The sequence below is a fragment of the Paenibacillus sp. FSL M7-1455 genome (genome assembly GCF_038004655.1).
GTDB lineage: Bacteria > Bacillota > Bacilli > Paenibacillales > Paenibacillaceae > Paenibacillus_AQ > Paenibacillus_AQ cookii.
In genome coordinates, this window is record NZ_JBBORO010000001.1 from 145,547 (window position 1) to 169,898 (window position 24,352).

The following is a 24,352-nucleotide window of genomic DNA, read 5'->3' on the forward strand; positions in this document are numbered from 1 at the left end:
TGCCAGCCGTATGCCCGGTTCTGCTCCCGATTGCCAACATTGCATTCATTGGAAATTTCCGATACGATGGGTACATTGGATTCGTTAGAATGGCCCGAAGTGGCAGCAAAAGGGCTGAATTCTGAGCCTATCGGACAGAAAGGAAGATCTGACATGGCCAAAAAAGTGAAAGTAGCAGAATTGGTGCAACAATTTCAGTTGGAAGTGATATCCGGTGAGCAAGGATTAAAACGGGTCATTACGACCGATGACTTGAATCGCCCGGGTTTGGAAATGGCCGGTTATTTTGAGTATCATCCGCAGGAAAGGGTTCAGCTGCTCGGACGAACGGAGTTGGCCTTTTTCAGCATGCTTAAGCCGGAAGAGCGCAAGGATCGCATGGAGCGTTTGTGCGGCGAAGTAACCCCCTGCATCGTAGTGACGAGGGGACTCGACGTGCCCGAGGAGCTCGTGCAGATGAGCCAGGAGAAAAACGTGCCGGTGCTGCGGAGCAGCATGGCGACGACGATTTTGTCGAGCCGCATCACAGGATTTTTGGAAAGAAGACTGGCGCCGACGACAACCATTCACGGCGTATTATGCGACGTCTATGGCGTGGGAATGCTGATCACGGGCAGCAGCGGCATCGGAAAAAGCGAAACGGCGCTGGAGCTCGTGAAACGGGGACATCGGCTGATCGCCGACGATGCGGTCGAAATCCGCCAAACGTCGGACAGCCAGCTGCATGGCACCGCTCCGGAGCTGATCCGGCACCTGCTGGAGATTCGCGGCGTCGGCATTATCAACGTGATGACGTTGTTTGGGGCCGGGGCCATCCGGAACAATAAGCGCATTACGCTGGTGGTGAAGCTGGAGGCCTGGCAGCAGGATAAGCAATACGACCGCCTTGGCTTGGACGAGGAAACGACGCGGATCCTTGATACCGATATTCCGCTCGTTACGATTCCGGTCCGCCCTGGTCGGAACTTGGCCGTCATCATCGAGGTGGCTGCGATGAACTACCGTTTGAAGCAGATGGGCCTGAACGCGGCCTTGCAGTTTACGAATAAGCTGACCGCTACCATTGCGGAAGACATGGAAGATATGGATTAGGAGAGTGAAAACATGGCCACATTGCTTCTCAATCCAATCGCATTTTCGATTGGGTCCTTGTCCGTTCACTGGTATGGCCTGATTCTAGGCTTCGGTGCGCTGGCAGGGCTTGTGCTTGCCATCCGCGAGGGCAAAAGGTTCGGCATCTCGCCGGAATTTTTTATGGACTTGCTGCTGCTTGGCGTTCCTTCCGCCATTATCGGCGCGCGGATTTATTTTGTCGCGTTTAAATGGGATGATTATAAGGATCATCTGATCGATGTCTTCAAAATTTGGAACGGCGGGATTGCCATTTACGGCGCTTTGATCGGTGCCATCATCTGCGCGATCATCTACTTCCGTTACAGAGGGTATAATTTCTGGCGGATTGCCGACATTTGCGCCCCCGCGCTGTTGACGGGGCAAATGATCGGCCGCTGGGGCAACTACGTCAATCAGGAAGCTTACGGCGGACCGGTCGCGGAAACGTTTTTACGCGATAAGCTCCATCTCCCGAATTTTATCGTGGACCAAATGAACGTTCAGGGCGTGTACCATCACCCGACGTTTTTGTATGAATCGTTATGGAGCCTCGTGGGTATTATTATTTTGTTCATTCTCCGCCGCCAAAGATTTTTGCGGGCAGCCGAGCTGTTTTTGAGTTACTTCATCTGGTATTCGATCGGCCGCTTTTTTATCGAAGGATTGCGTACCGACTCGCTTGCCTTCATCGGCCCGAACTGGCTTGCATCGTTTGTCGACGGGCTGTGGAAGCCGATGGAATGGTTCGGTTTTGAGCATGGGGCGCTGGATCCGGCTTACGGCAACGTCAGGATTTCGCAGCTGCTTGCCATTCTGATCGTCGTCGTTGCGATCGTCATGATTATTGTTCGCCGCGCAACGGGCAGAGCCGAGGTTCGTTACCTGGATCCGATCTACTCGACGAAAGCAAACCATGACCAAGTCCCTGAGGCACAGGACGAAGAGAACCACGCCGCGAAACGCGAGGCGGCGCCCGAAGAATCCGTGACGAAACATTCTGCGGCAGACAACACGGAGGATAAAAAGGAGTAGTTGCAGCATGATAGACACCATATTATTCGATCTGGACGGAACGATCGTGGACACCAACGAGCTGATCATCAGTTCGTTTATGCACGTGCTCGAGGCACATCGCCTGGCCCCGCTGACGCGGGAGGAAATCATTCCGAAGATGGGGGCGACGCTGGAGCAGCAGCTTCAGCAATTTTCCGGCCTCGGGGATATTACGGCGCTGCACAAAACGTACCGGAGTTATAACGATGAGCATCATGACGCGATGGTGCAGCTTTTTCCCCATGTGGAGGAGGTTTTGCGGCAGCTTCATGCAAAGGGCGTTCGTCTCGGGGTCGTCACGACCAAAAATAAACCCGGCACGATCCGGGTTCTGGACATGTTCGGATTGCAAAAATATATGGGAGCCGTGATCACGCTAAACGACGTCGAACATCCGAAGCCGCATCCTGAGCCTGTGCTGAAGGCGGTTCGGATGCTTGGTTCCGATCCTGCCCGCACGCTGATGGTCGGGGACAGCCCGATGGACATCCAGTCGGCTAAAGCTGCAGGCGTGATGGCGGCCGGCGTAGCTTGGTCTTTAAAAGGCGAAAAAACGCTGCTGGAATATAAGCCGGATTACATACTCAAGGATATGCAGGATCTATTTTCGCTGGTCGGACAGGGGTAGAGCATTGTGAGAAAAGTGACGCGGTATCCGGTGGAAGGGCCAAATGCGCTTTGGCAAATCTACAAAACCGTCAGCCCTTGGAAAGGGGTCAAAAATTTCATCTGCATTCAGGCGGCCCGGTATTGCCCGATCCTTCCGCTCAAAAACTGGATTTACCGGCATTTGATCGGGATGAAGGTCGGCGAGCATACGGCGTTTGGGCTGATGGTGATGGTCGACGTGTTTTTTCCGGAAAAGATCCGTATCGGCAACAATTCGATTATCGGCTACAACTCCACCATTTTGGCGCATGAATATTTGATCGACGAATACCGGCTGGGCGAAGTCGTGATCGGAGACCATGTCCTGATCGGGGCCAACACGACGATCTTGCCGGGCGTCACCATCGGGGACGGGGCGGTCGTTGCCGCAGGGGCCGTCGTCCACAAGGACGTGGCTCCGGGTGCTTTTGTCGGCGGCAATCCGCTCCGGGAATTAAAACGAAGCAGCGATATGAGCGCGACGGAAACGGTAACCATGGGGCAGCGGCAGGCTGAGGGGTAGGCGTTTAACGCGAATCGCAGAAACAGGAAAACATCCAAAGAACAAGCTTTGGATGTTTTTTTATTGGCCCGCATGCTTATATAAAAGATCCTGAAAGCGCAATTTTTACGCAATAGTTACAGTATCGTCGTATTTTCATTTTTTCTGGCGTATCTGGTAGAAAGTATAGTATTTTTAATAGAGTAGACGTTGGGGAAATTCAGAGACAACTTAGACCGTAACGCGTCGAAATCCATGAATACGGGAGAGTTTGCATGCTAAAGAAAAAAGAACGCATTATGGAGCTGGATATATTCCGCTCATTCGCCATCATGGCCGTATTATTGATCCATGCTACATCGACGACGCTCGTGACGACGCAAGGCACTTCTTCGTATTATCCTTATTTGTTCGCGAACATTTTCAGCAAATTCGCCGTGCCTGTTTTTATTTTTTTGAGCGGGTTCGTGCTTTTCTATAATTATTTGGACAAGCCGATCAATAAATCGATGCTGAAAACCTTTTATACGAAACGGTTGCTCTATATTTTGGTGCCGTATGTGTTGGTTTCGTTTTGCTATTTTTTGCTGAATACATATGCTAAAGGAAAGTTGGGCCTGCCGATCACGCAGCTCGGGCATGATTTTGGCCTTCAGTTGTTAAAAGGGACCGCCCACACCCATCTGTATTATTTGATCATTATGCTGCAGCTGTATATTTTGTTTCCGCTTTTTTTATGGTGGTTTCAAAAACAACGCTCCATTTTGCCTTGGGTCGCCTTGATCGGTTTTGCGATTCAGTGGGCGTACATTTATTTGAACAAATACGGCTTTCACCTGCCTAAGGAAGGCGTCTACGGGATGGGGATCAAACTGCCGCTGCCTAAGGGGAGCATCGCGTTTTCCTATATGTCCTTCTATTTGTTCGGCGCCCTCATCGCGGCCTATTACGCACAGCTGAAAGAATGGCTGATCATGACATGGGAAGGCTTTAAAAGCGGGAAAGGCGTCGTCTGGATCGTCGTATGGGCGGCCTGGCTGGCCGTCGGCATCGTGCACGTCAATTTGTACTACAATTTGAACACGCGGGGAAGCAAAATCAACAGTTTATGGTATGAGTTCGCGTGGGATGTGCACTCCCTGCTGTCATGCATCGTGTTGATGCAGGTGTCGTACCTGATTTACCGGCATGGCTGGAAATGGCTTAGCGGAGCGTTAACGTCCATGGGAGCCTGCTCCTTCGGCATTTTCCTGCTGCATCCGGCGCTGCTGTATCTGTACCGTAAAATTCCTGCCCATGGAGGCACGCTGGAATACGCCGCGCGAATTGCGGGGGGATGGATCATCGCCCTTGGCGTTTCGTGGCTGGTCGTCCATATCGCCTTCCGTTACGTGAGCTGGTCCTGGATTTTCTTCGGAACGGCGCCGAAACGGCCGCAAAAACAGGCGGAGGACAATACCGTCAAACTGAATATGTAATCCAAAGACAGACCGCCTGGCCATGCCGGGCGGTTTTTCTCATATGGAGGAAAAAATATCCCGCAAATCGATTCATCGTCCGAAACCGGAGTTAAGGAACAACTGACAAGTCCCGTAAACGATTGGTAAGATATGAGCATAGGAAAAGGAGAATTCAGGAAAGGTAGTAAAGCAGTGGCGGTTGAACCGAACACACGTTGACGTAATCGGTATTTCATGATAATATATCCATTATTCTTTACTTTGGTAGTATGGTAGTACTTTAACGCATTGAAGAAATTGAACATAAATAACCTGATAATCGATGGGGTGACTTTCGTGACGAAACCAAAGGGTTTTGAAAAGCCGGTCGGCGTCCGCGATTATTTGCCGTACGCGGTGGATAAGCTGCGAGCGATCGAGCAGAACGTGCTCGACTGCATGAGCCGCTGGGGTTATCGGCAGATCATGACGCCGACGATGGAGTTTTACGATACCGTGGGCGTAGCCAGTTCGACGTCCGACCAGAAGCTGTTCAAGCTGCTCAACAATCGCGGCACGACGCTTGTGCTCCGTTCGGATATGACTTCTCCCATTGCGCGGGTGGTATCATCCTTGCTGAAGGAAGAGCCGCTGCCTATCCGCCTTTCGTATCACGCCAACGTGTTCCGGGCGTTTGAGGAGGAGGCGGGACGCGAGGCGGAATTTTTCCAGACCGGGTTGGAGCTGGTCGGCGACGATTCCCCGGAGGCGGATGCCGAAGTCGTGGCGCTGGCGATCGCGTCGCTGAAAGCGGCGGGCGTCACTTCGTTTAAAATCGCCATGGGCCATGTCGGTTTCCTGAACGGGCTGTTTGAAGAGGTGCTGGCCGGAGGCGTCCATGAGCAGCAGATGTTGAAGCAGCATTTGCTTGACCGCAATTACGTCGGGTTCCGGAAGGCGATCCGCGAGCTCGAACTGACGATTTCCGATTCGCAGCGGCAAGAGCTGGAAGCCATTCTGCGGCTGCGCGGCGGCAAGGAAATTTGCGACCAGGCGATGGCGTTGAGCGAACATGAGCTGGCGCGCAGCTCCATCAACCATTTGTGCAAAGTATGGGAAGTGTTGGAGGCCTACGGCGTTTCCGAGCATGTATTGATCGATCTGACGATGATCGGCGATTTTTCGTATTATACGGGCATGACGTTCGAAGGTTATGCGGCCGAGATCGGTTTTCCGGTGTGCAGCGGCGGCAGGTACGACAACTTGCTGCGCCAGTTCGGCAGGGATGTTCCGGCGACGGGGTTTGCGCTGAAGACGAACCGGATTCTCGACGGCATTCATGGAAACGTGGAAGAGGTTGTACGTCCGGTGCTTATCAGGTATAACGCGGCCAACCGCAAGAAAGGCCTTGAGCGGGCCGGAGAGCTGAGAAGCCGGGGGCTGGCGGTCGTGACGCGGCTGATACATGACGGGGAAGCGGTTCCCGCCGAAGCGGACGGACTTTACGATCGGGTGGAAGACTTCTTCTAAGGGAGACGAAGATAGGGATCGAATGCCTGATTCGAACATGATAAGGAGGGAGAACGTTGGCGGAAATATTGAAGGTAGCAATGCCCAAAGGACGGATCTATAAAAAAGCCGCCGAGCTGTTCCGTGCTGCCGGCCTGCCGATCGACGCCGAAGTGGACGAAACCCGCAAGCTGGTCATCGGCTTGCCGGAGCTTGATATGGAATTTATTTTGGCGAAACCGGTGGACGTGCCGACGTACGTGGAATACGGAGCGGCGGATATCGGGATCGTCGGCAAGGACGTGCTGATGGAAGAAAACCGCGACGTCTACGAGCTGCTCGATTTAGGCATCGCCAAATGCCGCATGTCGGTCATCGGCCTGCCGAATTGGCAGCCTGGGATTCAGCAGCGGGTAGCCACGAAATATCCGAACGTGGCGTCGCAATATTTTCGCGAGCAGGGGCAGCAGGTCGAAGTCATCAAGCTGAACGGCTCCATCGAGCTCGCGCCGCTGATCGGCCTGGCCGACCGCATCGTGGATATGGTGGAAACCGGTCAGACGCTGAAGGAAAACGGGCTGGTCGAAATGAACCGGATTTTTGACATCACCAGCCGCCTGATTGCCAATCGGGTCAGCTATCGGATGAAAAACGCGCAAATTCAATCGCTGTGCGACCGTCTGCAAAAGGTGATCGCCGCTGAAGCATAAAGCGCCGCCGGGGCGGGGCAACCGAAGACGGATCAAGAGAGCAGGGAGAGATGAGGATGAAGGTAGTATCGGTTGAGCAGTTCGATCTGCGCAGGGAAGTCGATTACGGAACGCCGGAGCAAAACGAAGTCGTCAAGCGGATCGTCCATGACGTCAAAACCGGTGGCGACGAAGCGCTGCTCCGTTATACCCAGGAGCTGGATCATGCGGAGCTTACCGCAGACATGCTGCGGGTGACCAAGGAAGAGCTGGAAGCGGCATACGATCAAGTCGAGGATTCCTTCGTTCAAGCGATCTCGGCTGCGGCCGGCAACATTCGGGCGTTCCATATGCGGGAAAAGCGCAACTCATGGATGGATCTGCAGCCCGACGGCAGCATTTTGGGGCAAATCATCCGGCCGCTGAAGCGTGTGGGCGTGTATGTTCCGGGAGGAAAAGCGGCCTATCCGTCTTCGGTGTTGATGAACGTCATTCCGGCCCAAGTAGCAGGCGTTCCCGAGATCGTGATGGTTACGCCGCCTTCGACCGGCGGGAAGGAAGGGATCAACCCTTACATCCTGGTGGCGGCCGCGGAAGCGGGCGTCCACGAAATTTACCGCGTCGGCGGCGCGCAGGCGATTGCCGCACTCGCTTACGGCACGGAAACGATCGCTCCGGTCGATAAAATATGCGGACCGGGCAACATCTACGTGGCGCTTGCGAAACGAGAGGTATACGGCGCCGTCGACATCGACAGCATCGCCGGACCGAGCGAGATCGTCGTGCTTGCCGACGAGACGGCCGATCCGGAGTACGTGGCGGCCGACCTGCTGTCGCAGGCGGAGCATGACGAGATGGCGTCGGCCATTCTCGTCACGCCGTCGCGGCAGCTGGCCGATCTTGTGGCCGCCGAAGTCGGGCGGCAGCTGGAGCTTCTGCCGAGACGGGCCATTGCGGCGGCGTCGGTGGAGCAATACGGCGCGATTATCGTAACCGAATCGCTTCAGGAAGGAATCTCCGTGGTGAACCGGCTGGCGCCGGAGCATCTGGAGCTGATGGTCGCCGATCCGATGGCGATCGTAGGTTTGATCGAAAACGCGGGCGCCATTTTCCTTGGCGCATACAGTTCGGAACCTGTCGGAGATTATTTTGCCGGCCCGAACCATATCATTCCGACGAACGGAACGGCGAGATTCTCCTCGCCGGTGGACGTGGACGATTTCATCAAAAAATCGAGCATGATTTACTATAGCAAGGAAGCCCTGCTGAAGAACGGGGCTGCCATTATGGAGCTGGCGCGGGGCGAAGGGCTGGAGGCCCATGCCCGGGCGATCGAGGTCCGGCTGAAACGGGAAGGAAAGGCAGGAGGAAGCAATGGAAATTAATCAAGCAAACGGAACCAGAAGCGCAAGCATCACCCGCAAAACGAATGAAACGGATATCCAGTTGACGTTTTCCGTCGATGGGACGGGCGTATCGGAGCTGGAAACGGATGTTCCGTTTTTGAATCATATGCTAGACCTGTTTACGAAGCATGGACAATTCGACTTGAAAGTGCAGGCCCGGGGGGACATCGAGATCGACGACCACCATACGGTGGAGGATATCGGCATTTGCCTCGGCCAAACGCTGCGCGAGGCGCTCGGCGACAAAAAAGGCATCAAGCGCTATGCCAGCGTCTTCGTGCCGATGGATGAGGCCCTGGCCCAGGTCGTGATCGACATCAGCAACCGGCCGCATTTCGAATACCGCGCGGAATATCCTTCCGCCCAAGTCGGCAGCTTCACGACGGAGCTTGTGCACGAGTTTCTGTGGAAGCTGGCGCTTGAAGCGCGCATCACGCTGCATGTCATCGTGCATTACGGCCAAAACACGCATCATATGATCGAAGCGGTATTCAAGGCGCTCGGCAGGGCGCTGGACGAAGCGACCAGCATCGATCCGCGCGTGACGGGGGTTCCATCCACGAAAGGAGTGCTCTAAGTGGCAATCGCGATCGTGGATTACGGCATGGGCAATCTGCACAGCGTGAGCAAAGCCGTGGAGCGCCTCGGCGGCGAGGCGCTCGTGACGGGCGATCGAAGCGAGATCATGGGAGCGGACGGCATCATTTTGCCCGGCGTCGGCGCTTATGGCGATGCGATGGAGCATTTGCGGGCAAGCGGCCTGAACGGCGTCATGCAAGATGCCACTGCCGCGGGCAAGCCGCTGCTCGGCATCTGCCTCGGCATGCAGCTGTTGTTCAGCAGCAGCGAGGAGCATGGAAACCATGAAGGGCTCGGGCTGCTGCCTGGCCGGGTGATTCGTTTTGCCGAAGGGGACTACAAGGTGCCGCATATGGGGTGGAACCGGCTGGAGTTCCTGCGGAAGGACGATCCGCTGCTTGCGGGACTTGAGGAAGGGCATGTCTATTTCGTGCATTCGTATCATGTTCTTCCGGAAACGAAAACGGACCTTCTGGCCGTAACGGATTACGGGCAGAAGGTCACGGCCATCGTCGGCCGCGGCAGCGTATACGGCATGCAGTTTCACCCGGAAAAAAGCGGGGAGCTCGGCATGGAGCTGCTGGGACGTTTCCTTTCGCTTTGCGGCGCAGGCGTACGGAAATAAGCGGGTTCAAGGATGCGTCCGGCCGCCCGATGTCAAACGTTCGGTATGCAGGTTAGGCGCTGTTTTACGAAAAAGGGAAAGCGGGGAGAATCTCGATGTCATTCATCATTTATCCGGCCATTGATATCCGCGGAGGCAAGTGCGTCCGCTTGGTACAAGGGGATTACAATCAGGAAACGGTTTATAACGAAAGCCCGCTGGCTGCAGCCAAAGCTTGGGAAGCGCAAGGCGGTTCTTATATTCATCTGGTGGACCTGGACGGGGCGAAAGCCGGACATCCGGTCAATGACGAGGTCATCGGCGCGATTGCGGCGGGCGTAGGCGTGCCCGTTCAAGTCGGAGGCGGCCTTCGGACGGTCGGCGACGTGAAACGCCTGCTTTCCCTTGGCGTCAGCCGCGTCATTATCGGTACGGCGGCCATCGAAGACCGGGCGTTTACGGAAGAAGTGCTCGGCACCTACGGCGACAAAGTGGCGATCGGCATCGATGCGAGGAACGGTTACGTGGCGACCCGCGGCTGGCTTGAGACCTCGGAGGTAAAAGCGGAGGAGCTTGCCAAGGAGCTGGCGGCCAAAGGCGCGGAAACGTTCATTTTCACGGACATTTCCCGCGACGGCATGATGCAGGGGCCGAACGTGGACGCGATCGTATCGTTAGCCAAAAGCAGCGGGCGTACGGTCATCGCCTCCGGCGGCGTCAGCGTGCTTGACGACCTCGTACGGCTGAACGAATATAGCCGGGAGGGCGTCGGCGGCGCGATCGTCGGCAAGGCCTTGTATACGGGCAGCATCAACCTTGCGGAAGCGGTAAAGGCCTTAAAATAAGCAGCGGACATAGGTCTCTTGGCGTTAGAGGAGGTTGCCTTTGACGTTCGCGACACGATGAGAGGGGGAGAAAATCCATGCTGGCAAAACGCATCATTCCATGCCTGGACGTGAAAGACGGACGGGTGGTTAAAGGGGTCAACTTCGAAAATCTGCGCGATGCGGGCGATCCGGTCGAGCTTGCGGCATTATATGACCGCGAAGGAGCCGACGAGCTCGTATTCCTGGACATATCGGCTTCCGTGGAAGGAAGGCAAACGATGGTGGAGGTCGTTCGGCAAACGGCCGGCGAAATCGCCATTCCGTTTACGGTCGGCGGGGGCATCTCCAAGGTCGACGACATGACCCGGATCCTTCGCGCCGGCGCCGACAAAATCGGCATCAACACGGCGGCGGTGACGAATCCGCAGCTGATCGCGGACGGGGCGCGGCGTTTCGGCTCGCAGTGCATCGTCGTGGCCGTGGATGCCAAATTCAACGGGGCCTGGGGCGAATGGGAAGTGTATACGCACGGCGGCCGCAAGGCTTCGGGAATTCGGGCCGTGGAGTGGGTGAAACAGGCGGAGAAGCTGGGCGCGGGCGAAATTTTGCTGACCAGCATGGATGCCGACGGCACGAAGGACGGCTTCGACCTTCCTTTGACGGCCGCCGTCGCCGACGCGATCCGGATTCCCGTCATCGCTTCGGGCGGAGCGGGCACGAAGGACGACTTCGTCGACGTGTTTACGAAAGGAAAAGCGGACGCCGGGCTTGCAGCGACCATTTTTCACTATAAAGAAATTTCGATACCGGAACTCAAGCTGGATTTGAAACAAAAAGGGGTTGAAATCAGATGAAAAGCGAACCGCAAGAGCAGTCCTGGGAGCTTGTGCAGGAGCAGATCAAATTTGATAAGGACGGGCTCGTCCCGGCCATCGTTCAGGATGCCGACAGCAAAAACGTGCTGATGATGGCTTACATGAACCGGGAGTCGTTGAAGCGTTCGATGGAAACCGGCGAAACCTGGTTTTGGAGCCGGTCGCGCGGGGAACTGTGGCATAAGGGCGGAAGCTCGGGCCATACGCAAAAAATCGTCTCCGCGCATTACGATTGCGACGGCGACACCCTCTTGTTCCTCGTGAACCCGGCGGGGCCTGCTTGCCATACCGGCGAGACGACCTGCTTCTACCGCGGGTTTGCGTCCCCTGCGCTTGCTGCGGCGGAGCCCGGAGCCGGTGCGGCTTCCGGCAGACATCGTTTTTCGGTTCTGGAGGAGCTGGAGCAAATCATCGCCGAGCGGGAAAAGGAGCGCCCGGAAGGCGCCTATACGACATATCTCTTTGACAAAGGCGTCGATAAAATCCTGAAGAAGGTGGGCGAGGAGACGGCGGAAACGATCATCGCCGCCAAAAACAAGGATAACGCCGAGCTGCGCCTGGAGGTCAGCGATTTGATCTACCATTTGCTCGTGCTGCTCCAGGAGCGAAAGCTGCCGCTTGACGATATTATGGCCGAGCTGGAACGCCGCCACGAACGTCCGCGCAGGGATTAGAAGGGGGCCTTTTAGTCATGTTGATCGATTATCATACGCATCACGCCCGCTGCGGCCATGCGGTCGGGGAGCTGGAGGAGTACGTGCGCCGCGGCATCGAGATCGGACTGAGCCATATCGGGCTGTCGGACCATATGCCGCTGCTTCACGTCGACCCTGCCCGGTATTATCCGGAAATGGCCATGCCGATGGAAGAACTTCCGCGTTACGTGGAGGAATGCCTGAGCCTGAAGGAGAAGTATAAAGGACAGATCGATATACGCGTCGGTTTGGAAGGCGATTATATCGAAGGCTGGGAGGAAGCGATCGAGAAGATCGTGAAGGCTTATCCTTGGGATTACGTCATCGGCTCGGTCCATTTCCTCGGAGAGTGGGACATTACCGACCCCCGGCAGATCCAAGGCTGGGAAGGCCGCGACAGGCTCGAAGTTTACCGTACCTATTACGAAGCGGTGCGGAAGGCGGCGGCGACCGGCTTCTACGATATCATGGGCCATTTGGACGTCATCAAACGGTTCGGCTTACATCCGGGCCCGGAAGCGGCTGCGGAAGTCGAGGCGCTGGAAAACGCGGCCCTTGCCGCCGTAGCCGAAAGCGGCGTTGCGATGGAACTGAACGCTTCGGGGCTCTCCAAGCCTTGCGCCGACATGTTTCCGTCCGACAGAATGCTGCGGGAAGCTTGCCGGCTGGGCATTCCGATGACGCTCGGCTCCGACGCCCATGATCCGATGAAGCTCGGGGAGAATTTGGACCGCGCAAGGCTGGCGCTTCATCAAGCGGGCTTCCGCCGGCTGGCGGTGTTCGAGAAGCGGCAGAGAACGATGATTCCATTGGAAATCTAACTACGGTATCAGGAGGAGCAAATGCAGCACAGGGTGCGTATTTTTTCCGGATCGTCGAATCCGTTGTTGGCGGAAAGCATCTGCGAGATGCTTGGGGCAGAACTGGGCAGCGTTACGTTATCGCGCTTTAAAAGCGGCGAGATTTACGTCAATTACGAGGAGAGCATCCGCAACTGCGACGTGTTTATCGTGCAGTCGCTTTCGCATCCGATCAACGAGCTGTTCGTGGAGCTCCTGGTGATGATCGATGCGGCGAAACGAGCTTCGGCACGCACGATCAACATCGTTATGCCTTATTACGGATATGCCCGGCAGGAACGGAAAGCGGCGCCCCGCGAACCGATTTCCGCCAAAATGGTGGCGGACGTGCTCACGACCGCCGGGGCCAGCCGCGTCATTACGATCGACCTGCACGCGCCGGCAATCCAGGGATTTTTTAATATCCCCGTGGACCATCTGACTGCGCTCGACCTGATCAGCGAATATTTGAAAGCGCTCAACCTGCCGAATCCCGTCATTGTTTCGCCGGATGCCGGGCGGGCTAAAACGGCGGAAAAGCTGGCGAACCATCTCGATTCCCCGTTCGCCATCATGTTCAAAAAACGGCCCGCGCATAACGAATCGGTCGTTACCCACGTGATCGGCGATGTGGAGGGACGGACCCCGATCATCATCGAGGACATCATCGATACGGGAAACACAATCGTCAATGTCGTCGAAAGCCTGAAGGAACGCGGAGCGTCCCCGGCCATCGTTTGCGCCACGCACGGGCTGTTTTCCGCCGATGGGCTGAAGCGCCTGGAGCATCCCCATATCCGGAACGTGGTCGTCACCAATTCCATAGCGATACAGGGCCATCCGCCCGATTGGCTGAAGGTATTGTCCGTTGCGCCGATCCTTTCGACGGCCGTACGGATCATCCTGGAAGGCGGATCGCTTGCCAACCTGTTCAGAGACGCTGGAGTCTAACTCCGGCGTCTTTTTTTGCCTTATTGCCGCTTGTTTTCCGATGCTAAAACCAGGGATTTTGGGTAAATGTACATTTTGGTTTTAATAGATATTGCCTTCGCTTGCGGCTTTAAAGTTATGGTATACTGTTCTGGATAGATGAATCTAGCATTTTGCGCGGGTAAACGGTTATATGCAACTTAAGGGAGGTGCCTTGCTTACATGGAGGATCATCATCTACGGGCTGAGGACCTACAACATAAAGTCATACCCATTCATATGGATGCCAACTTCTTTTTTGAGCGCGCTGTCCGGTCGCTGGACCGCCTTCATTACGAGAAGGCATTGAAATATTTTCGCAAAGCCGTTGAATATGAGCCGGAAAATCCGGTGAATCATTGCAATGTAGCGGGTATATTATCAGAGATGGGCGATTTTGAAGGTTCAAACGCCGTCCTTTCCGATATTTTGGAGCATGTCGACGCTTCCATGACGGAATGTTATTTTTATATGGCCAACAACTATGCCAATCTGGAGCAATTTGAAGAGGCCGAACGGGTGCTGCTTCAATATCTGGAGGAAGATCCGGCCGGTCAGTTTTTGGAAGAAGCCGAAGAAATGATGGAGCTTTTCCAATACGAGCTGGGGCGTCCGGTGAAGCCGGCCCGCATCCGCAGCCGCGAAGGCGTGGCCGAACACGAAGAGGCGCGGGCGCTGATGGAAGAGGGAAAGTTCGCCCAGGCAGCCGAGGTGCTGGAGAGGATCGTGCGGGAGCAGCCGGAATTCCTGGCCGCGCGCAACAATTTGGCGTTGGCCTATTACTACATGGGCTTATTCCGCAAAGCCAAAGCGACCATATTCGAAGTGCTGGAGCAGGAGCAGGGCAATATTCACGGTTTGTGCAACCTGGCAATATTTTACCAGCATGAAGGGGATACTACATCCTTGAACCCTCTGCTCGAAATGCTGTCGGTGATGGTTCCGTATCATCAGGAGCATGTGTTTAAACTGGCGACCACCATGGGAATCCTGGGAAGACATGCGGCAGCGTACGGCCATTTCCGCCGGCTGTTGAAGGAAGAAGAGCTGGGCGGGGACCCGAGCCTTTACCATTACACCGCGGTCGCCGCTTTTAACAGCGGAAGGTACCGGGAAGCGCGCCAGTATTGGCTGAAAGCGCAAAAGCTCGATCCCCTATCCGATATCCCCCGCTTTTACCTGGATCAGCTGGAGAAGCTGGATCTGAACGGCGGGCAGCGGTTCGAGCTCAGCTACCATTACCACTTGCCGTTCGAAGAACAGCTGAAACGGTGGGAACAAAATGAAAGCGAGCTGTGCGAGGAGGTCAAAAGCAATCCGCTCATCCGCTCCTCGTTTTTCTGGGCGCTCCGGTACGGCGATAAAGGGACGAAGCTGCAGGTAATCCGCGCGCTGGGATGGATCGCGGACGACGAGGTCCGAGAGACGTTGAAGGCCTTTTTGAACGACCCTGACGAAACGTCGGAGCTCAAGAAGGAAGCCCTGCGCGTCTTGAACGGAATGGGGCTTGAAGGCTCCGTGCAGGCTGTTCTGGAGGCGGGTGCGGCTTCTGAAATGCACGTCGCCGAGACGGAGGCTTCTTATGAGTACGACCCCGCCGGGGATACCCTGCAGGCGGTCGTCGATCAAGCTTGGCTTCGTATGGACGAGGGGGCCGACCGCGAGAAGAGGCGGCATTTGCAAAACCTGTGGTTCCAGTTTTTGGGCAAGCTATACCCGGAAAAGCCGCTGATCCGCCATACGGAAGGATGGTCAGCGGCGCTGGAGTATTTGACCGCCAAACAGCGCGGCAGCTCGCTGACGTATCAGGAAGTGGCGCAGCGGTACGGCGTGTCCGTCTCCACGGTCAGCCGGTACGCGAAACGCATTGACAGCGTCTGCTCGCCGAAGGATGAAAAGGATGATATTTTCCGTCCTTTTACAGAAAATATATAGACCATGCAGCAGGTTTGGAAACAATCGCGAGATGATCTTGAAACGATGATTCGCTCTAAAGGAGGCTAACGGAATGTACAAATCAATCATCATCGGAACCGGTCCTGCCGGACTTACGGCAGCGATTTATTTGGCCCGCGCCAACATGAAGCCGCTTGTCATCGAAGGCATGCAGCCTGGCGGGCAGCTCACGACGACGACCGAGGTGGAAAACTTCCCCGGATTTCCCGACGGAATCATGGGTCCGGAGCTGATGGACAACATGCGTAAGCAAGCCGAGCGGTTCGGTGCCGAGTTTAAGACCGGCTGGGTCAACAAGGTGGATTTCTCGAAGCGGCCGTTCAAGCTGTCCGTCGAGGGCATGGGCGAAGTGGAAAGCGAAACGGTCATTATTTCCACGGGCGCTTCGGCCAAATACCTGGGCATCCCCGGGGAACAGGAAAACGTCGGACGCGGCGTCAGCACGTGCGCGACCTGTGACGGATTTTTCTTCCGCGGCAAAAAAATCGTCGTGGTCGGCGGCGGCGATTCGGCGATGGAGGAAGCGAATTTCCTGACCCGTTTCGGTTCCAGCGTCACGCTGGTGCACCGCAGGGAAGAGCTGCGCGCATCGAAAATCATGCAGGACCGCGCCCGCGCCAACGAAAAAATCCAGTGGGCGCTCAACCGGGTACCGAAGGAGATCGTTGCGGGCGATAACGGCGTAAAGGGCCTCAAGGTCTTTAACAACGAAAGCCAGCAGGAAGAGCTGATTGAAGCGGACGGCATTTTCATCGCGATCGGGCATACGCCGAACACGAAGTTCCTGGAGAATCAGATCGAGACGGACGAGATCGGATATATCCTCGTCAAACCGGGAACGACGGAAACGAACGTTCCGGGCGTGTTTGCCTGCGGCGACGTGCAGGACGTGCGTTACCGCCAGGCGATTTCAGCGGCGGGAACCGGCTGCATGGCGGCGATGGACTGCGAGAAGTTCCTCGAAGGCAGCATGGTTCACGACTGGAGCGGCACGCTGTAACTTGCGATTGATAAATAAAGGGGTATCCTTTGAACCTTGACAGGGTTCAAGGGATACCCCTTGTTTTTTTGCTTGTCCGTTAAATCCAGCCGTTTCCTTCCGCCAAACAGATCGCTTCGATCCGGTTTTTTGGCATCCAGCTTGTTCAGGATTTCCGAAATATAATTGCATAATATTCCGATATCTTCCATTTCAACCGGCACAGAGTCGGGCCCGCCCGTGTATGCTGTCACGAAAAGCAGGTGACAGTTGTCATGCAAAGGAAGGAAACATGGGGCGCACGTACCGCTTCCGAAATGCCGGTATAGCCCGAAAAACGGGCTCTCCGGGCAGTTTGTGACAGTTCTCACATCTCTTGACCGATAGGTAGGCTTCAATTATAGTGGGTACAGTAGGAGCAAACTATTATTCAAGGAAAAAAGGTGGCTTGTAACATGTCTGAGCAAATCTACGTTGGTGTCGATTTAGGAGGAACCGCCATTAAGGTCGGCATCTGCAATCAATCAGGACAGCTAATACAAACGTATGAAGGGCCTACAGAAACGGAAAAAGGCGTAGATGTTGTCATCGGTAATATCGAGAAATATGTGCGTCATATTGTTGAACAGTCCCCATACAGCTGGGACCAGCTTGCGGGTGTGGGCGCGGGGGTTGCCGGCTTTACCAATGTCCGTGAAGGGATCATCATCTTTGCACCAAACGTAGGTTTCCGCGATGTGCCGATTCGTGCCATCCTGGAGGAAAAAATCGGCAAGCCTATTAAAATAGACAACGACGCAAACGTGGCCGCGCTTGGGGAAGCGTGGAGCGGCGCGGGACGCGGAGTCGACAACTGCGTATGCTACACGCTCGGAACAGGCGTAGGCGGCGGCATCATTATTAACGGCAAAATTTATCAGGGCTTCTCGGGCCTTGCCGGCGAGCTTGGCCATATTTCGGTCGTTCCGGACCTGGAAGCCATTCAATGCGGCTGCGGCAAGATGGGATGCCTCGAGACCGTGTCTTCGGCAACGGGCATTATCCGCATGGCCAAGGACGCCGTTGAACGCGGCGACAGAACGTCCCTGGCGCTGGAGACGAAGATCGCGGCGAAGGAAGTATTCGATGCGGCCAAAGCCGGGGACGAGGTAGCGCTTCGCATCGTCAAGCGCGCGGCCTTCTACTTGGGCAAATCGATGGCGGCCGTTGCCGCGGCGCTCAATCCGGAAGTGTTCATCATCGGCGGCGGCGTATCCAAGGCCGGCGACATTTTGTTTAACGAAGTGCGCGACGTATTCGCCAAACTGACGCCGGAACCGCTGCAGAAGGGCGTTTCCATCATTCCTGCGCAGCTTGGAAACGACGCGGGCGTCGTAGGGGCCGCCGGATTGCTGCTCCGTTCGTAAGGATCTCCGTTTGTCCCCGTAAGGGGGCGAATGCATGAAGGGTAATGGACCCGGGGCAGAACCTTATCGTCGAGGTTGCCTGTGCAAGTACCAAACCAAGGGAGGAAACGCTGATGCTCGAGGGTGAAAACAACGCGCCTGGCATGGCCACCCTGGTCATTATTACAGGCATGTCGGGTGCCGGAAAGACGCTGGCGGTACGCAGCATGGAGGATCTCGGTTTTTTCTGCGTCGATAATCTGCCTCCCGTGCTGATCCCGAAATTTGCCGAGCTGATCGAACAGTCGAAAGGCAAAATCGCAAAGGTGGCGCTGGTCATCGACCTGCGCGGACGCGAGTTTTTTACGGCATTATCCGAATCTTTGGACTATATCAAGGACCATTTTACGATCCGTTGCGAAATCCTGTTTCTCGAGGCGACGGATTCGGTGCTGGTGCAGCGCTATAAGGAAACCCGGCGGCGGCATCCGCTGGCTCCGGAAGGCATGCCGCTCGACGGGATCCGCCTGGAGCGCAAAATGCTGGAGGAGCTTAAAAGCTCCGCGACCGTCGTGCTCGACACGAGCAGCATGAAACCGGCGCAGCTGAAGGAGAAAATCATTTCGCGCTTTTCCCATTTGGAAGGCAACACGCTATCGGTCAATATCACCTCGTTCGGCTTCAAATACGGCATTCCGATTGATGCCGATTTGGTGTTTGACGTCCGTTTCCTGCCTAATCCCCACTATGTGGAGAATCTCCGGCCGCGGACCGGGCAGGACACCGAGGTCTACGATTATGTGATGAAATGGCCCGAAACCCAAGCGTTCCTGACCAAGCTGCTGGATATGCTCCACTTTTTGATCCCGCAGTACCGGAAGGAAGGCAAAAGCCAGGTCATTATCGGCATCGGATGCACCGGCGGGAAACACCGGTCGGTGGCGATCGCCGAATATTTGGGCAAAATGCTGGGCGCCAGCGAAACGGAGTCGGTTTCGGTCAGTCACCGCGATTCTGAACGTGATCGGCATTAATGAGAGTGGAAGTGATGAGAGTGGCTGTACAAAAAAGAGAGCGTCCGCGGATCGTGGTCATGGGCGGAGGCACCGGCCTGTCCGTGATGCTGCGGGGCTTAAAGGAAATGCCGCTTGACATCACGGCGATCGTCACGGTGGCGGACGACGGGGGGAGTTCGGGCATTCTCCGCAGCGAGCTGCAAATGCCGCCTCCCGGCGATATCCGCAACGTCCTGACGGCGCTGGCCGATGTCGAGCCGCTCATGTCCGAAATGATGAGATACCGCTTCAGCAGCGGCTCCGGACTTGCCGGACACAGCCTCGGCAACCTGATCCTGGCCGCAATGACGGACATCAGCGGGGACTTTGTCACGGCAGTGCGGGAACTGAGCCGCGTATTCGCGGTGCGGGGGCGCGTGCTGCCCGCAGCCGACGAGGCGGTGGTGCTGTCGGCGGAGATGGAGGACGGCACGATCGTGACCGGCGAATCGAAGATCCCGGAAGCGGGCGGACGGATCAAACGGGTGTTCCTGACGCCTTCGGAGGTTGAACCGCTGCCGGAGGCCGTAGCGGCCATCGAAGAGGCGGACGCGATTCTGATCGGTCCGGGCAGCCTGTATACCAGCATTCTGCCGAATCTTCTGGTTCCGAAGCTTGCGGAAGCGGTCATGGCATCGGAAGCCATCAAAATTTTCGTGTGCAACGTGATGACCCAGCCGGGAGAAACGGACGGGTACACCGTCAGCGACCATCTTCAGGCGATTCACGACCATGTTGGCAAACACTTGTTTGATTATGTTATTGTAAATAGCGGGGACATCCCTCCCCAGGTTCAGCATAAATACGCCGAAAAAGGCGCAAAGCCGGTCGAACTGGACTACGACGAGGTCACAAGCCTCGGGTACAAGGTCATTGCCGATACGCTGGTGCTTTTCCGGACGTATCTTCGGCATGACGCCGACAAGCTGAGCCAGCATATATACCAGCTTGTACAGGACTGGATTTTACGAAAGAGGTGAGACCCGTGTCGTTTGCGGCGCTGACGAAAAAAGAATTGACCATGATCGAAGCAGACGCCTGCTGCGAACAGGCCGAGTTGTCGGCACTGATCCGCATGAACGGGGCCGTCCAGCTTTCGAACAAGAAGGTCATTTTAGATATCTCGACGGAAAACGCAGCGATCGCCAGACGGATCTATACGCTGATCAAAAAGCATTTTCAGGCCCATACCGAACTGCTTGTCCGCAAAAAAATGCGCCTGAAGAAAAATAATGTGTACATTGTCCGTATTCCGGCCCGCGTTCAGGAAATACTGAAAGAGCTGAGAATTGTTTCGGAAGGCTTTTTGTTCCGTGCAGACATTCATCCGGATCTGGTCAAAAAGAACTGCTGCAAACGCGCCTATTTGCGCGGAGCATTCATGGCCGGCGGCTCGGTGAACAATCCGGAGGGCTCCTCCTACCATTTGGAGATCTCCTCCATGTACGAAGAGCACTGCAAGGCTTTGGTGGACCTGGCGAATGAGTTTCAGCTGAATGCCCGTTTTATCGAGCGCAAGAAGGGATTTGTCCTTTACATTAAGGAAGGCGAGAAAATCATCGAGTTTTTGAGCCTGATCGGGGCGCATCAAGCGCTGTTCAAATTCGAGGATGTCCGCATCATGCGGGACATGCGCAATTCGGTAAACCGGATCGTCAACTGCGAAACGGCCAACCTGAACAAAACGATCGGTGCCGCCGTCCGGCAAATCGACAACATCAAGCTTTTGCAGAAAGAAGTGGGCCTTGAAAACCTGCCCGACAAACTGCGGGAGGTTGCCGAAATCCGCCTGGCGCATCCGGACATGAACCTGAAGGAAGTCGGCGAGCTTCTGAAAGGAACGGTCAGCAAATCCGGGGTCAACCACCGGCTGCGCAAGATCGACGAGATGGCCGAGAAGATTCGGAACGGCTAGTTTTTTCTTCTAGTGTCGTTCATGTTATAATGTTATAATGTTACCAAATATGGTATGAGAACTATGCAGATTTCTTAAATAGGGGGTAAGGTTTCCATGACAAAGCATCCGGTAGTCGTCCGCCTGAAAACGGGCCTACATGCAAGACCGGCAGCGTTGTTCGTCCAAGAAGCGAATAAATACTCGTCCGAAATTTTCGTGGAAAAAGATGATAAAAAAGTGAATGCCAAGAGTATCATGGGAATTATGAGCCTTGCAATCAGTTCGGGTACGGAAATTATCATCAGCGCCGAAGGTGCGGACGCAGATCAGGCTGTAAACGCTTTAGTAAGCCTTGTAGGCAAAGAAGAACTCGAAAACCAATAAACCGTTTCATTCATACGATGGGGATGAACCGCTTTGCGGTCATGTCCAAGAAAAGCACAGCCCTTTCTTCATCTTGAAGAGAAGGCTGTTTTGCGTTTTACGGGCATCCGTATTTTTCTATTATCTCTTACAAAAAGTGACATGATAACCGATATCATACTATAGCTGCATGTTCCATGGCGCAGCGCTCTTTTTTGCAAATAACAATAGATAAAGGAGTCACCAAAGGTATGGGGAAATGGAGAAATCAACAGGGTTTTGCCGCCTCAGGGGAAGGCGCGGACGCCCGCAAGGCCTTATCGTACGAGGAAAAGGACATTCATGACAGAAACAAGATTCTGCTGGTTGCCGCGGCAATCTCGGCATTTTTTGCGTTTACGACGATGGATGCGGCCCGCGTCTTCAGCTGGCCCAATCTGGGTCTTTTGATCAACCTGTTGTCGGTCGCCGCTTTCGCTTATTTTCATTTTCGGAAACAACATATCCGGCATATTGCGTACCTCAGCGTGTTCGGCATGGCCGTGAACGTTGCCATTCAAACGTTCGTGCTGCCTACGATCGCCACTCTGTTCGCGGTTTATTACTTGATCGTTCTTGCGCTGATCACGCTTCGCCTTGCCGTCACTTCGATCGCTCTCCTGTATTCGTTATTGATTACGATTTATCTGGTGACCGCCGATACCGGCATCGTCATGCCGGCCCGGGACAGGCAGTCCGCGATTTTGATGATGGCCATTGTATCGATCATGGTCATTCTGTTGCTGCGGCTTACCAATACGCTGATGAAAAAGACGAAGGAAGCGCGCGAGCAAAGCGAACGTCTGCTGGCCGAACAGCAGGAGCAGAAGGAGCGCTTGGTGGAGCATGTAACGCTGGTCACCGCCAGCATGGCCGACATCACGCACGGCGTCGAAGACAATATGGCGTCCTTCGAGGAAATGAACGTCGCGTTCCAGGAAATTTCGAGCGGCGCCACGGCGCAGGTAGATTCGACTTATGCAATCAATGAATCGGTCAAACAGATGAACATGATGGTCAAACAGATGACCGCATCCGCCGAAACGCTGCTTGAGCAAACGGGGGAAACGAACCGGTTGTCCGAGTCGGGCAAAGACAAGGTCGAGCTGCTTAACGAAGCGATCCTGGACTTCAAAGAGCAGATCGATGCCATGTCGGCCGACATCCAAAGTTTGACCGAGCGGGTGCAGCGGACGTCGGAATTCAGCCACACCATCCAGGAAATCGCGAACCAAACGAATCTGTTATCTTTGAATGCCAGCATTGAAGCGGCGAGAGCGGGCGAACACGGGGCGGGTTTTGCCGTGGTTGCCAAGGAAATCCGCAAGCTGGCCGAAGTGGCATCGGGCTCGGCGGAGAAAATCCAATCGGAGATGGGCGGCTTCTCCAGCCTGATGAACGAAACGATTCAGCGCATGGGGCAGGTTGCGGAACGGATGCAAAAAAGCAGCGTGCTGACGGAGGAGACGCTGGAAGCCTTCAGGTCCATCGAGCAGTCGGTGGCGGCGCTTCTGAACGTATCGAACGGCTACCGCGGAAACATCCGGGAAATCGCCGTATTCTCGGGTTCGATCGACGAATCGACGACGCATCTGGCGTCCGTGAACGAGCAGACCTCCGCAGCCATGCAGCAGCTGACCGCAACGCTCCAATCCCTGCTGAGCAACAACGAAAACAGCCTGCAAAGCATCAAAAAAGCGCAGGGAAGCCTGCAGGAATTGGTCTGAAGCCGATGGGGCCACGAATTTCCGTGCAGAACCCGTGCAAAAAATCCGCAAAAATCTATGATAAAAAAAGATTCGTACCTGCAACATTTTCCATCCTCTCGCTCGTCTAGTAGACAAATCAGGTGAACGCGAAAAGAAGGCGTCCGCCTGGGAATACTGTTCGATATCATGAGGAGGTCAATGAAAATGAAAACATGGATCAAGCCCGTAGGTTCGGTACTGATTGCAGGCGCTTTGCTGATGGGGGGAGCCGGAGCGGCCGGCATCGCAGGGACGTCCACCGCGTACGCGGATCAGGATGTGCAGCGCAACGTCGTTAACGTTGTCGGCAAAGGCGAAATTTCGGTCAAACCGGACATCGCGTATTTGTCGATCGGTGTGGATACCCAGGCGGAAACGGCCCAAAGCGCGCAAAAGGCCAATGCCGAAAAAATCCAGAAAATCACCAATTTGTTGAAAAACACGTGGAAAATCGAGGACAAGGACATTCAAAGCGTATCTTTCTACGTGCAGCCGAACTACACTTACAATGACAAGGAAGGCCAAAAGGTCAAGGGATACACGGCGCATCACACGCTTCAAGTTTCCTACCGCGATCTCTCCAAAGTAGGCAAACTTCTGGACGAAGCTTCCGAAGCCGGAGCGAATAACATCGACAATGTGATATTCTCCGTGGAAAACCGCGACCAGTATGAAGAGCAAGTCATTCAAAAAGCGATGGCCAACGCCGACCTGAAGGCCGGGGCGATTGCCAAGGCGGCCAAACGCCAGCTCGGCATGGTGCTTGTCGTCAGCCAAGGGGATGTCAGCAATCCGGTTATCTTTAACGAAGCGAAAATGTCCGTCGCTACCGCAGCCGATTCCGGGAACTCCACGGCCGTTTCCCCAGGCGAAGTGAAAGTTTCGACGCAGCTCAGCGTGCAATATGAATTGAAGTAACCGCGAACATGCGGAGACCGACCGCCCTGTTTTCGGAGAGCATACATCTGCTCGCCGGGAAAGGGCGGTTTTTTCGTGAAATGTACATATGTAGCTTTTTCCTGTCGAATCCTATAGAAAAGTGTTGTACCCAAGGGGAAAAAACGGTATAGTGAATATGCGAATTTCTGTAATTTGCAAGAGGATTGCCGGAATCACCGGCGAAACTTTCGAATATTGAATCGTTTGAGCCTGGTAAGCCATACCCATGGATATGGCTTTTTTT

General features: G+C 55.1%; 24 protein-coding genes. All 24 read left to right on the plus strand.

Annotation, left to right across the window (positions count from 1 at the left end; translation table 11 throughout):
• Positions 1-153 precede the first annotated feature (153 nt).
• The gene (hprK, locus tag NYE48_RS00725) at positions 154-1,092 is read left to right on the plus strand and encodes an HPr(Ser) kinase/phosphatase (RefSeq protein WP_036715627.1); all 939 of its coding nucleotides are present in this window, start codon (positions 154-156) and stop codon (positions 1,090-1,092) included.
• 12 nt (positions 1,093-1,104) lie between these two features.
• Positions 1,105-2,145: a prolipoprotein diacylglyceryl transferase gene (lgt, locus tag NYE48_RS00730; RefSeq protein WP_212950667.1), complete on the plus strand. Its 1,041-nt coding sequence runs from the start codon at positions 1,105-1,107 to the stop codon at positions 2,143-2,145.
• A gap of 7 nt (positions 2,146-2,152) precedes the next feature.
• On the plus strand, positions 2,153-2,794 hold the full coding sequence (gene ppaX / locus NYE48_RS00735) for a pyrophosphatase PpaX (protein WP_340996227.1): 642 nt from the start codon (positions 2,153-2,155) through the stop codon (positions 2,792-2,794).
• A gap of 3 nt (positions 2,795-2,797) precedes the next feature.
• The gene (locus NYE48_RS00740) at positions 2,798-3,337 is read left to right on the plus strand and encodes an acyltransferase (RefSeq protein WP_445324051.1); all 540 of its coding nucleotides are present in this window, start codon (positions 2,798-2,800) and stop codon (positions 3,335-3,337) included.
• Positions 3,338-3,591: 254 nt separating this feature from the next.
• On the plus strand, positions 3,592-4,794 hold the full coding sequence (locus NYE48_RS00745) for an acyltransferase (RefSeq protein ID WP_340996230.1): 1,203 nt from the start codon (positions 3,592-3,594) through the stop codon (positions 4,792-4,794).
• A 318-nt stretch (positions 4,795-5,112) separates the two neighbouring features.
• Positions 5,113-6,285 (plus strand): ATP phosphoribosyltransferase regulatory subunit, encoded by a 1,173-nt coding sequence (locus tag NYE48_RS00750; RefSeq protein ID WP_340996232.1) that lies wholly within the window; start codon positions 5,113-5,115, stop codon positions 6,283-6,285.
• 56 nt (positions 6,286-6,341) lie between these two features.
• Positions 6,342-6,974, plus strand: a complete 633-nt coding sequence (gene hisG / locus NYE48_RS00755) for an ATP phosphoribosyltransferase (RefSeq protein ID WP_340996234.1) — start codon at positions 6,342-6,344, stop codon at positions 6,972-6,974.
• Between the two features lie 56 nt (positions 6,975-7,030).
• Positions 7,031-8,338: a histidinol dehydrogenase gene (hisD, locus tag NYE48_RS00760; protein ID WP_212950657.1), complete on the plus strand. Its 1,308-nt coding sequence runs from the start codon at positions 7,031-7,033 to the stop codon at positions 8,336-8,338.
• Positions 8,328-8,936 carry an imidazoleglycerol-phosphate dehydratase HisB gene (gene hisB, locus NYE48_RS00765; protein WP_036715359.1) on the plus strand — a complete coding sequence of 203 codons (609 nt, stop codon included), beginning with the start codon at positions 8,328-8,330 and terminating at the stop codon, positions 8,934-8,936. The genes hisD and hisB overlap by 11 nt, the downstream gene beginning before the upstream one ends.
• Positions 8,937-9,563, plus strand: coding sequence for an imidazole glycerol phosphate synthase subunit HisH (hisH, locus tag NYE48_RS00770; protein ID WP_340996241.1), 627 nt, complete (start codon positions 8,937-8,939; stop codon positions 9,561-9,563). It begins immediately after the preceding gene.
• 95 nt (positions 9,564-9,658) lie between these two features.
• Entirely contained in the window at positions 9,659-10,387 is a 729-nt protein-coding gene (gene hisA / locus NYE48_RS00775) for a 1-(5-phosphoribosyl)-5-[(5-phosphoribosylamino)methylideneamino]imidazole-4-carboxamide isomerase (protein ID WP_052147432.1), read from the plus strand.
• Positions 10,388-10,464: 77 nt separating this feature from the next.
• Entirely contained in the window at positions 10,465-11,223 is a 759-nt protein-coding gene (gene hisF, locus NYE48_RS00780) for an imidazole glycerol phosphate synthase subunit HisF (RefSeq protein WP_340996247.1), read from the plus strand.
• On the plus strand, positions 11,220-11,918 hold the full coding sequence (gene hisIE / locus NYE48_RS00785; protein ID WP_036715354.1) for a bifunctional phosphoribosyl-AMP cyclohydrolase/phosphoribosyl-ATP diphosphatase HisIE: 699 nt from the start codon (positions 11,220-11,222) through the stop codon (positions 11,916-11,918). The genes hisF and hisIE overlap by 4 nt, the downstream gene beginning before the upstream one ends.
• 17 nt (positions 11,919-11,935) lie before the next feature.
• On the plus strand, positions 11,936-12,760 hold the full coding sequence (gene hisJ, locus NYE48_RS00790) for a histidinol-phosphatase HisJ (RefSeq protein ID WP_036715353.1): 825 nt from the start codon (positions 11,936-11,938) through the stop codon (positions 12,758-12,760).
• Between the two features lie 21 nt (positions 12,761-12,781).
• Entirely contained in the window at positions 12,782-13,729 is a 948-nt protein-coding gene (locus NYE48_RS00795; protein ID WP_340996252.1) for a ribose-phosphate diphosphokinase, read from the plus strand.
• Between the two features lie 201 nt (positions 13,730-13,930).
• Positions 13,931-15,682 (plus strand): tetratricopeptide repeat protein, encoded by a 1,752-nt coding sequence (locus NYE48_RS00800; RefSeq protein WP_340996255.1) that lies wholly within the window; start codon positions 13,931-13,933, stop codon positions 15,680-15,682.
• A 73-nt stretch (positions 15,683-15,755) separates the two neighbouring features.
• Positions 15,756-16,703, plus strand: coding sequence for a thioredoxin-disulfide reductase (trxB, locus tag NYE48_RS00805; RefSeq protein WP_340996257.1), 948 nt, complete (start codon positions 15,756-15,758; stop codon positions 16,701-16,703).
• A 434-nt stretch (positions 16,704-17,137) separates the two neighbouring features.
• Positions 17,138-18,088 carry an ROK family glucokinase gene (locus NYE48_RS00810; RefSeq protein WP_340996259.1) on the plus strand — a complete coding sequence of 317 codons (951 nt, stop codon included), beginning with the start codon at positions 17,138-17,140 and terminating at the stop codon, positions 18,086-18,088.
• 113 nt (positions 18,089-18,201) lie between these two features.
• Positions 18,202-19,101 carry an RNase adapter RapZ gene (rapZ, locus tag NYE48_RS00815; RefSeq protein ID WP_340996261.1) on the plus strand — a complete coding sequence of 300 codons (900 nt, stop codon included), beginning with the start codon at positions 18,202-18,204 and terminating at the stop codon, positions 19,099-19,101.
• Positions 19,102-19,115: 14 nt separating this feature from the next.
• Positions 19,116-20,102 carry a gluconeogenesis factor YvcK family protein gene (locus tag NYE48_RS00820; RefSeq protein WP_036710995.1) on the plus strand — a complete coding sequence of 329 codons (987 nt, stop codon included), beginning with the start codon at positions 19,116-19,118 and terminating at the stop codon, positions 20,100-20,102.
• Positions 20,103-20,107: 5 nt separating this feature from the next.
• The gene (whiA, locus tag NYE48_RS00825; RefSeq protein ID WP_036710998.1) at positions 20,108-21,037 is read left to right on the plus strand and encodes a DNA-binding protein WhiA; all 930 of its coding nucleotides are present in this window, start codon (positions 20,108-20,110) and stop codon (positions 21,035-21,037) included.
• Positions 21,038-21,133: 96 nt separating this feature from the next.
• Positions 21,134-21,403 (plus strand): HPr family phosphocarrier protein, encoded by a 270-nt coding sequence (locus tag NYE48_RS00830; RefSeq protein WP_036711002.1) that lies wholly within the window; start codon positions 21,134-21,136, stop codon positions 21,401-21,403.
• Between the two features lie 230 nt (positions 21,404-21,633).
• Positions 21,634-23,148, plus strand: coding sequence for a methyl-accepting chemotaxis protein (locus NYE48_RS00835; RefSeq protein WP_340996267.1), 1,515 nt, complete (start codon positions 21,634-21,636; stop codon positions 23,146-23,148).
• Between the two features lie 186 nt (positions 23,149-23,334).
• Positions 23,335-24,087, plus strand: coding sequence for an SIMPL domain-containing protein (locus NYE48_RS00840; RefSeq protein WP_340996269.1), 753 nt, complete (start codon positions 23,335-23,337; stop codon positions 24,085-24,087).
• Positions 24,088-24,352 lie beyond the last annotated feature (265 nt).